This is a genomic window from Amycolatopsis sp. NPDC021455 (assembly GCF_040640995.1).
Taxonomy (GTDB): domain Bacteria; phylum Actinomycetota; class Actinomycetes; order Mycobacteriales; family Pseudonocardiaceae; genus Amycolatopsis.
In genome coordinates, this window is sequence record NZ_JBFACT010000119.1 from 1 (window position 1) to 13,404 (window position 13,404).

At 72.9% G+C, this 13,404-nt stretch carries 10 protein-coding genes; 6 read left to right on the forward strand and 4 right to left on the reverse strand.

Going from position 1 to position 13,404, the window contains the following annotated elements; translation table 11 throughout:
* Nucleotides 1-41: 41 nt before the first annotated feature.
* Nucleotides 42-398, reverse strand: a complete 357-nt coding sequence (locus AB0G28_RS47735; RefSeq protein ID WP_361105783.1) for an ABC transporter permease subunit — start codon at nucleotides 396-398, stop codon at nucleotides 42-44.
* Complete coding sequence (locus tag AB0G28_RS47740) at nucleotides 382-1,248, reverse strand: ABC transporter substrate-binding protein (protein WP_361105786.1); 867 nt, start codon at nucleotides 1,246-1,248, stop codon at nucleotides 382-384. The genes AB0G28_RS47735 and AB0G28_RS47740 overlap by 17 nt, the downstream gene beginning before the upstream one ends.
* A 214-nt stretch (nucleotides 1,249-1,462) precedes the next feature.
* Here AB0G28_RS47740 and AB0G28_RS47745 point away from each other — a divergent pair, with 214 nt between their 5' ends.
* The 4 genes from AB0G28_RS47745 to AB0G28_RS47760 all read left to right on the forward strand — a co-directional run bounded on the left by AB0G28_RS47745 (nucleotide 1,463) and on the right by AB0G28_RS47760 (nucleotide 7,665).
* Nucleotides 1,463-3,055 carry a gamma-glutamyltransferase gene (locus AB0G28_RS47745; RefSeq protein ID WP_361105789.1) on the forward strand — a complete coding sequence of 531 codons (1,593 nt, stop codon included), beginning with the start codon at nucleotides 1,463-1,465 and terminating at the stop codon, nucleotides 3,053-3,055.
* Between the two features lie 39 nt (nucleotides 3,056-3,094).
* Entirely contained in the window at nucleotides 3,095-3,805 is a 711-nt protein-coding gene (locus AB0G28_RS47750; RefSeq protein WP_361105792.1) for a TetR family transcriptional regulator, read from the forward strand.
* 112 nt (nucleotides 3,806-3,917) lie between these two features.
* On the forward strand, nucleotides 3,918-6,941 hold the full coding sequence (locus AB0G28_RS47755) for a DEAD/DEAH box helicase (protein WP_361105795.1): 3,024 nt from the start codon (nucleotides 3,918-3,920) through the stop codon (nucleotides 6,939-6,941).
* Nucleotides 6,934-7,665 carry a hypothetical protein gene (locus AB0G28_RS47760; RefSeq protein ID WP_361105798.1) on the forward strand — a complete coding sequence of 244 codons (732 nt, stop codon included), beginning with the start codon at nucleotides 6,934-6,936 and terminating at the stop codon, nucleotides 7,663-7,665. Before AB0G28_RS47755 ends, AB0G28_RS47760 begins: the two co-directional genes overlap by 8 nt.
* A 23-nt stretch (nucleotides 7,666-7,688) precedes the next feature.
* On the opposite strand, the gene AB0G28_RS47765 is transcribed toward AB0G28_RS47760, so the two are convergent.
* Nucleotides 7,689-7,985 carry a hypothetical protein gene (locus AB0G28_RS47765; RefSeq protein WP_361105800.1) on the reverse strand — a complete coding sequence of 99 codons (297 nt, stop codon included), beginning with the start codon at nucleotides 7,983-7,985 and terminating at the stop codon, nucleotides 7,689-7,691.
* A gap of 220 nt (nucleotides 7,986-8,205) precedes the next feature.
* Here AB0G28_RS47765 and AB0G28_RS47770 point away from each other — a divergent pair, with 220 nt between their 5' ends.
* Both AB0G28_RS47770 and AB0G28_RS47775 read left to right on the forward strand, forming a co-directional pair.
* Complete coding sequence (locus AB0G28_RS47770; protein WP_361105802.1) at nucleotides 8,206-8,619, forward strand: hypothetical protein; 414 nt, start codon at nucleotides 8,206-8,208, stop codon at nucleotides 8,617-8,619.
* Nucleotides 8,620-8,731: 112 nt separating this feature from the next.
* Entirely contained in the window at nucleotides 8,732-9,202 is a 471-nt protein-coding gene (locus tag AB0G28_RS47775; protein ID WP_361105805.1) for a VOC family protein, read from the forward strand.
* A 24-nt stretch (nucleotides 9,203-9,226) separates the two neighbouring features.
* Here AB0G28_RS47775 and AB0G28_RS47780 read toward each other — a convergent pair whose 3' ends face one another.
* Entirely contained in the window at nucleotides 9,227-13,387 is a 4,161-nt protein-coding gene (locus AB0G28_RS47780; protein WP_361105808.1) for an RHS repeat-associated core domain-containing protein, read from the reverse strand.
* Nucleotides 13,388-13,404: the final 17 nt, after the last annotated feature.

Genomic DNA, 13,404 nt, shown 5'->3' on the forward strand with positions numbered 1-13,404 from the left:
GACCAGCTCCCACAGCTCATCCGAGATCTCACCAGCGCGAGTCACCAGCAGATCATCGCCCGCCACCGGGCCAAAATTTTGGAGACACGCCCTAGCCGGACGTCGGCGAACCGGTAGACACCCGCCGCCGCGAGTCCGTTGTAGACGACCACCAGCTGCACGAGCAGCGGGGTGCCGCGGATCAGCCAGACATAGCCGCGGCCGGCCCAGCGCAGCGGCGCGAGCCGGCTGCGCTGGGCGAGGGCGAGCAGGAGGCCCAGCAGCACGCCGAGCAGCTGCGCGACGACGGAGATGTAGACCGTGCGCCACAGCCCGTCGAGGAACGTGCTCGAGGGGGAGAACAGGTAGTGCCAGAAGAACGCCCAGTCGAAGCCGGCGGCGCTACCGGGTGATGTCATCGCCGGTCAGCTTCCACTTCGTGAGCACGGCGGTGTAGGTGCCGTTCTTCTGGATCGCGGCGAACGCCTGGGCCAGCGCGTCGTGCAGGCCAGGGCTGTCCTTGCGGGTCGCGATGCCCACCTTGACGTGGTTGAACGGCTCGCCGACGACCTTGAAGGCGCCCGGCTGCTGGGTCTGGACGTACGCGGCGGTCTCCAGCGTCGTGCCGTAGGCGTCCACCAGCCCGAGCCGGAGTTGCTGGAGCGCGTCGCTGTCCTTGGTGAACTGCCGGATGTCGAGGTTCGGTCTCCCGGCCGCCGCGCACTTCGTGGACTGGTCGGTGAAGTACTGGACGACCGTCGTGCCCGTTTGGACGGCCGCCTTCTTGCCGCACAGGTCGGCAGCGGTCGCGATGTCGGTGTTGCCGCTGCCCACCATCAGGGTGTTGGACGCGTACATGTACGGGACGAAGTCCACGACCTTCTCGCGTTCGGGCTTGATGTAGAGCTGGCTGATGATCGCGTCGCACTGCTTGCCCTGCAGCGCCGGGATGATGCCGTTGAAGCTCGTGTTGGCCCAGCGCGACCGGGCCCCGAGCTGGGCGGCGATCGCGTCGCCGAGCTCGATCTCCACGCCCACCGGCTTCTGCGCGGCGTCGTAGAAGGTCAGTGGTGGCGCGCTGATGTCCGAGCAGTAGGTGAGCTGCCCGTCCTGCGCGAGCGCGCCCGCCGGGACCTTGACCGCGCCGGGCGGCGGGGGAGCGTCGGCGGCGGGGGCGCTCCCGCATCCGGCGAGGGTCACGGCGACGGCGGCGAGGCAGCCGGCCAGGAGCGGTGCCTGCCGGCGGGACGGGGAATGCGACCTGGCCATACCGAACTCCTTCACGAGTTCACGCCATTGCGGGGGAGAGTTAGTCCATGTCATAGTCGACGACGTTGACTATGGGGAGGGACGCTAGAGCGGCCGTCTCCGGGAGTCAAGGAATCCACGGTAACGGGGCTGTTAACGGGGCCGGCGGCAGTCCAGGGCTTGCCGAGGTGCCCGGGAAACAAGGGGAAAGATGTCGGAGCGCAGCGATCGTCGGATGACCGCGGAGGGCCCCCGTTGGGCGGTCGCCACACCGCACACGGCGGCGAGCGACGCCGCAGCCGAAGTGCTGCGGACCGGCGGCAACGCGGTCGACGCCGCGCTCGCCGCCGCGGCCGTGCTGACCGTGGTGTACCCCAACCAGTGCTCGGTCGGCGGCGACCTGCTCGCCCTGGTGGGTACCGCGGGCGGGCAAGTCCGCTTCGTCAACTCCAGCGGCCGGGCGCCCCGGGCGGTCGACGTCCGGTCGCTGGCGGCGGACCACGCCGTCATGCCGGTCGACGGCGCGCTGCCGGTGACGGTGCCCGGTGTGGTCGCCGGCTGGGCCGCGCTCGCCGAAAACTGGGGAACCCGCCCGCTCGCGGCGGCGCTCGCGCCGGCCGAAGCCGCCGCGCGCGACGGAGTCGCCGTCGCGCCCGGCCTCGCCCGGGACCTGTGGCGCGAACGGCACCGCCTGATCCGGGATCCGGGACTGCGCGGGGTGTTCGCCGCGGACGGCACGGTCCTGTCCGCCGGCCGGACCCTGCGGCAACCGCGGCTCGCCCGGACGCTCGCCATGCTCGCCGAGCAGGGCCCGGCCGCGATGTACGGTGGCGAGGTGGGGAGGAGCCTGGTGAAACTGCTGGCCGGTCAAGGCTCCGCGATGACCGAGGAGGATTTCGCCGGACACACGGTGGAGCTGTCGGGAGTCCACAGCGCGGTGTACGACGGAACCGAGTACCTGTCCGGCGGCGGCAACTCCCAGGGGTTGTACTTCCTCCAGGGACTCAAGGCACTCGAGCTGGTGCGCGCGGTCCGCGGGCCCGTGGACCCGGTGGGGCGGGACGCCGGCGTGGTCGCGTCCGTGCTCAACCGGGCCGCCGCCGACCGCGACCGCCACTGCGCCGATCCGGCGTGGTCCGCGGCACCGGTGGAGCTGGTGCTGTCCGACGCCTACGTCCGGCGGATCGCCGAGCAGGCGATGTCGGGCGTGCCGGATTCGCCGGTGGGGCAGGTGAAGGTGTCCGGCGACACCGTCGCGGTCGTCGCCGCGGACGCCGACGGGACCTGGGTTTCCCTGATCCAGAGCGTCTTCCACTGCTTCGGGGCCGCGTTGCTCGATCCCGCCACCGGGATCGTGCTGCACAACCGGGGTGCGTCCTTCACCCTCGACCCGGCCTCGCCGAACCGCCTCGCCGGCGGCAAGCGGCCGCTGCACACCCTGATGCCGGTGCTGGTCCGCGAGGCCGGCGAGCTCGTCGGCGCGCACGGCGCGATGGGCGGGCGCGCCCAGCCGCAGGTGCACACCCACCTGGCCCTGCGGCTGGCCGGCGGCGCGTCTCCCGGCGCGGCCACGTCGGCGCCGCGCTGGGTCCTGGGGGCGATGGAAGCGGGGGTGACGTCGGGTGCCGGTGTGGTCAAGGCCGAACGCGACGTCCCCGCGCCCGGTGTACGGGCGATCGAGCGGGCAGGATTCACTGTCGAGGAGATCGACGCGAACGAAGACGGGGTGGGGCACGGCCAGCTGGTCCGCCGGCTGCCGGGCGAGGCGCGTCCGGTGCTGGGGGCCGCCACGGATCCCCGCGCGGACGGCTCGGCCGTCGCCGGCTGACGGTCTCCCTGCGTCATGCCACCGACCGGAGAAGGGCGAATGAGCAAAAGCAGCACCGGGAAGAGCACGAACGCCCGCCGAGGCCGGTTGCCGCGGGGCACGCTGAGCCAGGAGCTGATCATCGAAGCGGCGTTCCGGGTCGCGGATTCCACCGGGATGGACAAGCTGACGTTCCAGGCACTCGGCCGCGAGCTCTCCGCGCACCCGACGGCCATCTACCGGCATTTCCGGAACAAGGACGAACTGCTGCTCGCCCTCCTCGACGCCCTGCACGAAGAGGCGCTGGCGAACACCCCGCCCCCGACCGACGACTGGGCGCACGACCTCATGCAGATCGCGATCCACACCCACGACGCGTTTCTCCGCCACCCCCGGGTCGGCGCCCTCTCGGCGGCCCGGGCCGCTCGCCGGGAGAACGAATTCCGCACGGTCGAACGCAAACTCGACTGCATGCGCCGGGCCGGGCTGAACGACACCGACGCGGCGCGGTACCACCGGGTGTTCGCCGACGTCGTGCTGTCCTACAGCGCGATGGACGCCAGCCTGGCTTCGCTGGCCCCGGACGTCCGGGAGGCCGACCTGCGCGCCTGGAAGACGGACTACCTGGCCTTGCCCGCGGACCGCTATCCCAACATCGCGCGGATCGCCCCGCGGTTCGTGCGGCTCGACGACCCGCAGAACTTCGTGACGGCCGTCCGGATGGTGATCGACCAGATCCGCCGGCGAGCCGAAGGCGAGCAAGCGCACTGAGCGTGCCGTCCGCCCCGCGCCTGCCGCACCTCGCGGCTGTTCCGTCGGCGGCCTGTCCGTCCGGCGTGCGACGATCTGCGGGAACCCCGACCTGAGGAAGGAGCCCCGGACCTTGCCCGTGGTGCACGCTCTGTGGTCTCCCGGCCGGGGTCTGCTTCTCTGGGCGGAGCGCGACCGAGGCCCGGCGGGCACGTCGAGCCGTGCGACGCGGATCGCGCTTTCGCATCCGTTCGCGGTCTCCAGCGCGGACCTGACCGCGCTGCATCCCGGCAAGCCGACGTCGGTGACGTTGCTGCTGCCGTCGCGGGCGAACCGGCCGCTCGCCTCCGCCGAGGCGACGGCGGGCGCCAAGCGGCGCGGTCCGGCGCCGTCGTTGCGGCCGTGGTCGGTGCCGGCGTTGGTGGTGGACGCGGCCGAGCTGGACGACCTCGACGACTCGGCTACGTACGGCGCTTCGGTCACCTACCTGCGGGCCGTCGCCCGCCTGGCCGCGGATCTGGTGCGGCGCGGCCGGGTGCTGCCGACGCTCGTCCGGCGGGGCGACGCGGCGGAAGCGCGGTGGCGCCCGGTGCTGCAGGGCGTCGACTTCGTCGCGTTCGACGCGCTGGTCGCGGCCATGCCGCCGGTGGGGCGGGCCGAGCAGATCGCGCCGCTCACCGGGGCCTCGCCGCGCGCGCTCGTCACCGATGCCCTGCACGCCCTGGTCGACACGGCGGTCCGGGACCGGCTGGCGCGCGCGGACCCACCCGTCGACCTGCGGGGCGGCCGGGGCGCGGCCGGGATGTGGCTGGCCGCGCTGCGGGGCGGCGATTCCCGCGTCGAACTGCGGCTGGACGAGCTCGGTGTCCTGGCCGACGCCGTCGCGAAGTGGGACGAGGTCGCCGACACCGACGTCGTCGACGGCCGGGCGTGTTTCCGGCTGGCCGAAGTCGGCACACTGCGTCAGCCGGACGCGGAGGATCCCGACGACCAGACCGGCGACGGCACCAAGTGGCAGCTGCAGTTTCTCTTGCGGGCGACGGCCGATCCGAGCCTGCTGCTGTCGGCCGGGCAGATCTGGTCGGGCGAAGCGCACGGGCTGGTCCGGGATCCGAAGGGCCTGTTCGTCGCCGAGCTGGGGCGGGCCGCGCTGGTGGAGCCGATGCTGGCGCCGGCCCTGCGCCGGACCCGGCCGGCCGAGTACGACCTGACCGTCGAGGAAGCCGAGCACTTCCTCACCTCCGGTGCGACCCGGCTGGTCGAGGCCGGGTTCGAAGTGCAGCTCCCGGCCACCTGGGACGGCCGGCGCCGGCTCGGGCTGCGGCTTTCCGTCCGCAGCACGCCCACCGAGCAGGTCGTCACCCGCAGCCGGGCGGGCCGCGACGAGCTGGCCGGGTTCCGCTGGTCGATCGCGGTGGGGGACGACGAGATCGGCGAGGAGGAACTGGGCAGGCTCGTCGCGGCGAAGACCCCTTTGGTGCGGCTGCGGGGGCGGTGGATCAGCGTCGACGCCGACCGGCTCCGCGCCGGTCTCGAATTCCTGCGCCGCGACCCGGACCGGCGAAGCCGGCGCCCCACCGCGGCCGAACTGCTGGAGCTCGTCCACCTCGGGCAGGAGACGCCGCTGCCGGTCGTCGGCGTCAGCGCCGGCGGCTGGGTCGGGGACGTCCTGGCCGGCCGGGTCCAGCGGACGCTGCGGCCGGTCGAGTTGCCGCTGTCGTTCCGTGCCACGCTGCGCCCCTACCAGCGGCGGGGTGTCGCCTGGCTGGCGTTCATGTCGGAGCTGGGGCTCGGTGCCTGCCTGGCCGACGACATGGGTCTCGGCAAGACCGTCCAGACGCTGGCGCTCGAGGCCCTCGAGCGGGCGGACGGCGATCGCGCTCCGACGCTGGTGCTGTGCCCGATGTCGCTGGTCGGCATGTGGCAGCGGGAGGCGGCGAGCTTCGCGCCGGGCCTGCGGGTCCACGCCCACCACGGCGGCGGCCGCGCGCACGGGGACGCGCTCGCCGAACAGGTGGCGGCGGCCGACCTCGTCGTCACGACCTACGCCACCGCCGCCCGGGACGCCGGCGAGCTCGAGACGTTCGGCTGGCGGCGCCTGGTGCTCGACGAAGCGCACGCCATCAAGAACGCCGACACCGCGACGGCCAAGGCGGTGCGGCGGTTCCGGGCCGGGCACCGGCTCGCGCTGACCGGCACCCCGGTGGAAAACCGGCTGGCGGACCTGTGGTCGGTGCTGGACCTGCTCAACCCCGGGCTGCTCGGCAGCAGGCCCGGCTTCCGGCAGCGGTTCGCCGTCCCGATCGAGCGCCGGGGCGACACCGCCGTGGCCGCCGCGCTGCGCCGGCGTACGCGGCCGTACCTGCTGCGCCGGGTGAAGACGGACCCCGCGATCGTCCCCGAGCTGCCGGAGAAGATCGAAATCCGGCAGGAATACCGGCTCACCCGCGAACAGGGCACGCTGTACCGCGCGATCGTCGACGAGATGATGACGAAGATCGAGAACAGCCAGGGCATCAAGCGCCGCGGCCACATCCTCGCCGCGATCACGAAGCTCAAGCAGGTCTGCAACCACCCCGCGCACCTGCTGCACGACGGTTCCCCGATCGGGGACCGCTCCGGCAAGGTCACCCGCCTCGAAGAGGTCCTGGCGGAGATCCTGGCCTCGGGTGATCGGGTGCTGTGCTTCACGCAGTACACCGAGTTCGGCCACCTGCTCGTGCCCCACCTGACGGACCGGCTCGGCGCCGAAGTCGCGTTTCTGCACGGTGGCCTGGCCAAGGGGGCGCGAGACGCGATCGTGGAACGCTTCCAGGCCGGCGACGGGCCGCGGATCCTCCTGCTGTCGCTCAAAGCGGGCGGTTCCGGGCTCACCCTGACCGCGGCCGGCCAGGTCCTGCACCTGGACCGCTGGTGGAACCCGGCGGTGGAGAACCAGGCCACCGACCGGGCGTTCCGGATCGGGCAGGGCCGTACCGTCCAGGTCCGGAAGTTCGTCTGCCCGGGCACCATCGAGGAGCGCATCGACACCCTGATCACCAGGAAACGCGCGCTCGCGGGCATGGTCGTGGGCGAAGGCGACGGCTGGCTCACCGAGCTGTCCACCGACGCGCTGCGCGGGGTGCTCACCCTGGGGGAGGACGCGATCGATGACTGAGCCACTCCCGTGGTGGGCGACCCGGTTCCTCCGCGCGTCGGCGGCGATCGGCGTTTTGTTGCCCGCGAAGGGCCAGGGGCGCGTCGCGTCCTTGACGGTCGGCGCCGGACGGGTCGACGCCGAGGTGCGGGACGGCCGCCCGCACCAGGTGCGGATCGGGCTGACGGCGTTCGGGAAACCGGACTGGGCGGCGATCACCCATGCCCTCGCCGCGAAGGCGTCGCTCACGGTCCAGCTGCTCAGCGGCGAGCTGCCCCGCGAAGTCGAACAGGTCTGCCAAGCGGTCCGGTTGCCCTTGTTCCCGTCGTCGGCCCGGGAGGTGTCACTGGACTGCACGTGCCCGGCCGCCGAAGTGCCGTGCGGCCACCTGAACGCGGTGTTCTCCGAGCTCGTGGCGCGGGTCGCCGACGATCCCTTCACCATCCTCGCGCTGCGCGGCCGGAACCGCGAAGCACTGCTCGAGGACCTGAAGAACCGGCTCATCTCCGCCGAGCCGCTCCATCCCGACGACGGGTCCCCGGCCCTGACCGACGTCATGGACACCTTCTTCGACAGCGGCCCGGCCCCGGGCCTGAGTGGCGCGGCACCGTTGCACGCACCACGGACGGCGTCCGACGCGCTGCTGGACCAGGCACCGCCGTTCGTGATCACGGTGGGCGGCGAGACAGTCGCCGAGCTGCTCCGGCCGGTGTACCGGGCACTCGCCGAAGAGCACGGCGGCTAGCGCCCGGGAGCTGCCGACGCCGCCTACGGCTGCTCGCCGACCAGGAACTCGGCGGCCCAGCGGTGCGCCATCGCGCAGACCTCGGCTTCGGTGCCCCGGACGTGCTCGACGACCTCGCCGTCGGCCCACAGCATGAGGGCGACCGTGCCGGGCCGGATCGGGGTCAGTCCGATGAGCCGGCGGTGTCCGTTCCGCTCGAGGACCCGCTCGGCGGTGAGCCATCGGCCGGTCGTGCCGGTGCGGGTGACCGTCCACGCCGGATCCGCGGCGAGGTCGGCCACGGACCGGGGGACGAGTTCTTCGGGCTGTTCGTGGTGCACGCCGGTCAGCTTCGCACGGTCACCCGCATCCGGTGATCTGTGGATGAATACCGGATGAACAACGACTGACCTCCGGGGTGGTGAGGTGCCGCTGACCTGGCTCTTCCGGCGCTCACCGCCGGCCGGCGCGACACTCGCGTGCCACCCGGGGGTGCCGCCGTCCGGACGTGATCCACTACGGTGGGCCGGACCTGGGGGGCCGCGACCGCAGGGAGCCCTCATGCCGACCCTCACGACCGTGGCCGACTGGACGATCACCGCGTCCGGTGACACGGCGACCTTCACCCACGCCACCGGCGGCTACTGGGCGCCGCGGGTGTGGAGCGGCCGGGGCCTCGCGGTCGCCGAAGCCGACCTCGCCGCCCTGGACAAGGCGCTGGGCGAGGTGCTGAAGCTGCCCGTCTACTGGCTGGCCCGCGCCCGGCGTGGGGACAGCGCGGCGGGGGACGCGGCCGTCTGGTCGCCACCCCGGTACGACCCGGACGACGAGTTCGTCTACCTCGCCGGCCCGTGCCGGACGGACGCGCCCGCTCCCGGTTACCGGCCTGCTTCGGCGTTCGAGATCGACCTGGTCCACCTGCGGGGCCTGCGGATCAGGATCGCCGCCTACCGGGCGGCGCCTGCCCGCGGCTGAAAGCAGCCTGGTGGAGGGATTCCCGGCCCGGTTGTCGATTCCGGCATCACGCGATCGACGCACGGGGTGAGAGCGGCTGCGCACCGGGCCGTCCGAACACGAGGAGGCCGGCATGACCCCAAGCCCGCGCACGAGCACCCTGCACGTGGGGCTGCGGGTGACTGACCTCGACCGGTCGCTGGCGTTCTATGCGGCCGTCGGCTACGAGGTCGTCGGCCGGGTACCCGAGACGCCGATCGGGCAGCTGACCATGCTCAAGCTGCCGGGCGACGAGTTCGTCACCGTCGAGCTCGTCCACGACGGCAGGCCGGTCGAGCGGGGCACCGACGTGAGCCACCTCGTCGTGCAGGTCGGGTCGATGGCCGAGACGCTCGACGTGCTGGCCGGCCACGGGATCGAGCCGGTCGCCCCAGGCCACGAGGGCGAGGACGGCCTGAAGACGGCACTCATCGCCGACCCGGACGGTCGCCGGATCGAGCTCGTCCAGTGGCCCGCGGGCCACGCCGACGGCATGACCGCCGCCGACTGGCCCGAGGACGCGCCGCCTCAGGCCAAGCGCACTGCCGGCGCCGGAGGCGCCTAGGGCGGTGGACCCGGTGCGCGTTGCTCAGCGGATCGGGTTGGGGGTGATGTCCTGCGCGAACAGGTTCCCGTTCGAACTTCCGACGTGCACGTGGTACCCGCGGCCGCCGACGTTCACCGTGATGTGGGGTCTCGGGTCCGCGCCGCCCGCGGCTCCGCCCAGGCCGCCCTGGTGGATGCCCGCCGTCTGCTGCCAGCCGCGGCCTTCCTGCATCTGCCTCAGCAGCTCCTTCGCCCGGCGTGCCCCTTCGCCACGACCGGCGGCGAGGTTTTCCAGGATCCCGACGAACCGCTTGTCGCTGATCTCCGTCACCGGGACGTTCGCGTTGCCGTGGAAGACCGGCTGGCCCGGGCGGTTGTTGGCCAGCACCGGGTTGTTCGCCTTGCCGCCCTTGCACTTCTTGCCCTTGAGACCGACCGGGTCGAGCCAGCCGGTCGGGTTGCGGACGTAGGCGTGCGGGTTGGTGCCGCCGCCGAGGCCGATCGGGTCCGGGCTGATGTACCGGCCGGTTTCCGGTTCGTAGTACCGGTTCACGTTGTAGTGCAGGCCCGTCTCGGCGTCGAAGTACTGCCCCGGGAACCGCAACGGCGTCGGCGCCGGGGCCGCGGTCTCCACGCCCCACAGCGTCCGCGTCGCGTGCCAGGCGACCCGGCCGGTCTCGTCCACCAGCTCCGCGGGGCTGCCGACCAGGTCGGCGACGACGGCGTGGAACTGCTCGTCGACACCCCCGTCCGCGCGGGACCGGCGGTCCAGCACGCTCACCGGCACCGGCCGGTCGGGCTCCCAGTCCCAGGTGGTGACCCGCCGCGGCTCACCCGCCGCCGTGACGATCTCCTCGGCCGGGACGATCCCGTCCCAGACGAAGCAGGTCTCGGCGGCCGTCGTGCCGTCGGGCCCGAGCAGCCGCTTCGCCACGCGACGGCCCAGCGCGTCGTAGGCGTAGTGCCACTCGCTCCCGTCCGGGGTTCGCACGCGCTCGAGCCGGTCGTCGGCGTTCCACGCGAACATCCACTCGCCGCCCGGCTGCCGTCGCCCCGTCAGGCGGCCCAGCTCGTCGTAGCGGTAGTGGACGTCGCCGGCGCGCCGGACCTGCGTTCCGGTGTACTCGCGGGAGCCCGCGGCGGCGTGGCGCGTCGTCCAGTCGGCGGTGGTGACATTGCCCATCGCGTCGTAGGCGTAGCGCTCGACGCCCGCCGGATGACGCAGCCCGGTGACGCGGCCCAGCCGGTCCAGAGCGAACTCGCGGCGGCCGGACAGCAGGTCGTCGACGCCGGCGAGCACGTCGTCGGCCCGGTGGTGGTACGCACGGCGCTGCCGCGGCTGCCCGTCCGGGCCGGCGACGACCTGTTCGATCAGCCGGTCGCCGGCGTCCCAGGCCTGGGTCAGCGTCGCCGTGCCGAAGACGCGCCCGATCTCGCGGCCGGCCGCGTCGTGCGCGAACCGGATCGACCGGCCGGCGGTGGTCAGCTCGGCCGGGGCGCTCGCCGCGTCGTAGGTCCAGGTGCTGGTGACGCCGGTGGCGGTGCGGCGCGCGGTCCGCAGCCCGCTGAGGTCGTACCGCGAATGAACCTCGTGGCCATTGCAGCTTTCGGCCACCACACGCCCGAGGCGGTCGTAGGTCACCGTGAGATCGGCGTCGGCGTTCGTCGCCCGCACCAGCCGGTCCGCGGCGTCGTAGGAGTACGTCGTGACGCTGTCCCCACGGCGCTTGCCGGTCATCCGGCCCAGGACGTCCCACGTGTACGTCGTCGGGGCGCCGGTGCCGGGGATGCTTTCCAGCAGCTGCCCGGCGGCGTCCCGGCGGTAGGTGACGACCCGGCCGTCGAAGTCGGTTTCCCGCACGACCCGCCCGGCCGCGTCGTAGTCGATCCGCCACCGCGCGCCGGCGGCGTTGGTGACCGAGACGAGCCGCAGTTCGGTGTCGTACTCGAACCGGGTACGGCTGCCGTCCGGGGCGATCTCGCAGACGGGCAGGTCGAACGGCCCGAAGTCGGTGCGGGTGACGGCGCCGGTGGCGTCCGTCCGCTCGATCGCGTTCACTTCGCCGTCGTAGGTGAAGCGCTCCACCGAGCCGTCCGGGGCGATGCGCTTCCACAGCTCACCCTCGACCGTCCACGCGAACTGCGTCGTATGGCCGGTCGGGTCGGTGACCGACTCGACGCGGCCCAGCCGGTCGTAGGTGTAGGACGTGCGGCCGCCGGCGGGGTCGAGCACCGTCCGGGGCTTGCCCAGTGCGTCGCATTCGATCCCGGTGGTGCGGCCTTCTTCGTCGGTGAACGAGCTGAGCGCCCCGCGCGAGTCGTAGCCGTAGCGGCGGACCCCGCCCATCGGGTCGGTGGCCGCGACGAGCCGGCCGGCGTCGTCGTAGTCGTACGACCGGACCGCGCCGTCCGGCTCGACGGTCGCCCGCGGGCGCCCCCGCGAGTCGAAGCGGACGCTGCGCACGCTGCCGTCCGGGCGGGTTTCCGACGTCCGCCGGCCGTGCTCGTCGTAGCCGTAGCGGGTGACGCGGCCCAGCGGGTCGGTGCGGGCGAGCAGCCGGTCGTGGCGGTCCCACTCGTAGGCCGTGACACCGCCGAGCGGGTCGGTCTCCCGGACGAGCTGGAACTCTTCGTTCAGCTCGAACGTGGTGGTGTGCCCGAGCGAGTCGGTCGCGCGGTTGACGCGGTTTTCCCGGTCGTAGGCGAAGGTGTAGCCGAGCACCCCGCGCGGTCCGGTACCGCGGACGCAGCGGTCGCGCTCGTCGTAGGCGAACTCGTAGCCCCAGCCGTTGCGGTCCTGCCAGGCGGTGATGCGGCCGGCGTCGTCGTAGGTGAACCGGTACGGCCGGCCCGACGAGTTGATCACCTCGACCAGGTGCGCCCGCTCGTCGTAGGCGAAACGGGCGAGGGTGACGCGGTCGCCTTCGTGTGCGCCGAGGGAGGCCAGCTCGGTGATCCGGCCGGCCACCGTGGTCACCGCGACGCGGTGCCCGGCGGAGTGCCGGACCTCGCGCAGGACCCCGTGGGTGTCGCGGTCGAAGGTGATCCGGTGGCCGTCGGCGTCGGAGATCGCGGTCAGCCAGCCGGTGTCCCCGTCAGCCGGGAAATGCAGGCAGCGGCCGAGATCGGGCTGGTCGAGGACGTACTCGTCGCCGAGCCGCCGCAGCGGCCACCACGGGCCGTCCACGGGGGTGACCGCCGTGGCGCCCGGGACCGGGTAGACGAGCAGGGTGCCGTCCTCGACGGCGAAGTCGACGCGGTCGTCGCCGGTTTCCAGCCGCTGGTCGGCGGTCGACGCCCAGGACTGTCCGAAGTGGACACCACTGCGGTAGCCGGAGAAGTGGCTGCGCTCCAGCACGAGCGACAGGACGCCCTGGATCTCGACGTCGGTCTGGCCGAGCATCATCCGCCCGGTCGTCATGTCGATCGGGTCGCCACTGCCCGGACGGCACTCGGCCGGGGTCGAGTTCTCCTTGGGGGCGCCGTTGTGGTCGGCCAGCCCGCCGTCCCGCGGCTTGCCCCCGCCGTCCTTCGGCTTGCCGCCGTCAGAGCCCTTGCCACCGCCGGAGGGCGTGGTGTTGCCGTTCGGGGACGGCGTGTCGTCGGGCCCCTTGGACGTCGGCGGCGGATCGCTCTTCGGCGGCGCGTCGCCGCCGCCCTTCGCACCGGACGTGGTGGTGCCGTCACCTTTCGCGCCCGAGGGTGAGGTGCCGTCGCCCTTCGGCGGCGGGCCGTCGAGGCCCTTGGGGTTGCCCTTGATGTCGGCGTGCTTCGGCGGCGGCGCGGCCTTGCCCGGCTTGATCTTCCGCAACGCCTTCGCCGCGTCACCGAACAGATCCCCCGCCCGCTTCAACAACGGGACCAGCGCCTTCAACGCCTTCACCAGCCGCTTGACCAGATCCGCGATCTTCGACGCCGTCTTCGCCACCGCATTGACCACCTGCGGCACCACCCAGGTCATCCCGATCCCCAGGGTGAACACCACCTGCAACGCCCAGCTGATCAGATGCCCGACCAGCTCCGCGATGATGTCCCGCACCAACGCCCGCACCGCGGCAACCACCTCACCCGCGGTCTTCACCCCACTGGACGCACCCTCACAACCCTTCTGGGCGGTTTCCAGCAACGTCACGGTGTCCTGCGCCCGCTGCCGATAGGCGTCCCCGGCCGGCCCGGTCCAGGACGCGGTATCCGCTTTGACCATCCCGGTCAAGTCCTCAC

Bases quoted from the DNA above. Each gene is read 5' to 3' on its own strand.
- AB0G28_RS47735 (WP_361105783.1), bottom strand. From the start codon at position 398: ATGACATCACCCGGTAGCGCCGCCGGCTTCGACTGGGCGTTCTTCTGG.
- AB0G28_RS47740 (WP_361105786.1), bottom strand. From the start codon at position 1,248: ATGGCCAGGTCGCATTCCCCGTCCCGCCGGCAGGCACCGCTCCTGGCC.
- AB0G28_RS47745 (WP_361105789.1), top strand. From the start codon at position 1,463: ATGACCGCGGAGGGCCCCCGTTGGGCGGTCGCCACACCGCACACGGCG.
- AB0G28_RS47750 (WP_361105792.1), top strand. From the start codon at position 3,095: ATGAGCAAAAGCAGCACCGGGAAGAGCACGAACGCCCGCCGAGGCCGG.
- AB0G28_RS47760 (WP_361105798.1), top strand. From the start codon at position 6,934: ATGACTGAGCCACTCCCGTGGTGGGCGACCCGGTTCCTCCGCGCGTCG.
- AB0G28_RS47770 (WP_361105802.1), top strand. From the start codon at position 8,206: ATGCCGACCCTCACGACCGTGGCCGACTGGACGATCACCGCGTCCGGT.
- AB0G28_RS47775 (WP_361105805.1), top strand. From the start codon at position 8,732: ATGACCCCAAGCCCGCGCACGAGCACCCTGCACGTGGGGCTGCGGGTG.
- AB0G28_RS47780 (WP_361105808.1), bottom strand. From the start codon at position 13,387: ATGGTCAAAGCGGATACCGCGTCCTGGACCGGGCCGGCCGGGGACGCC.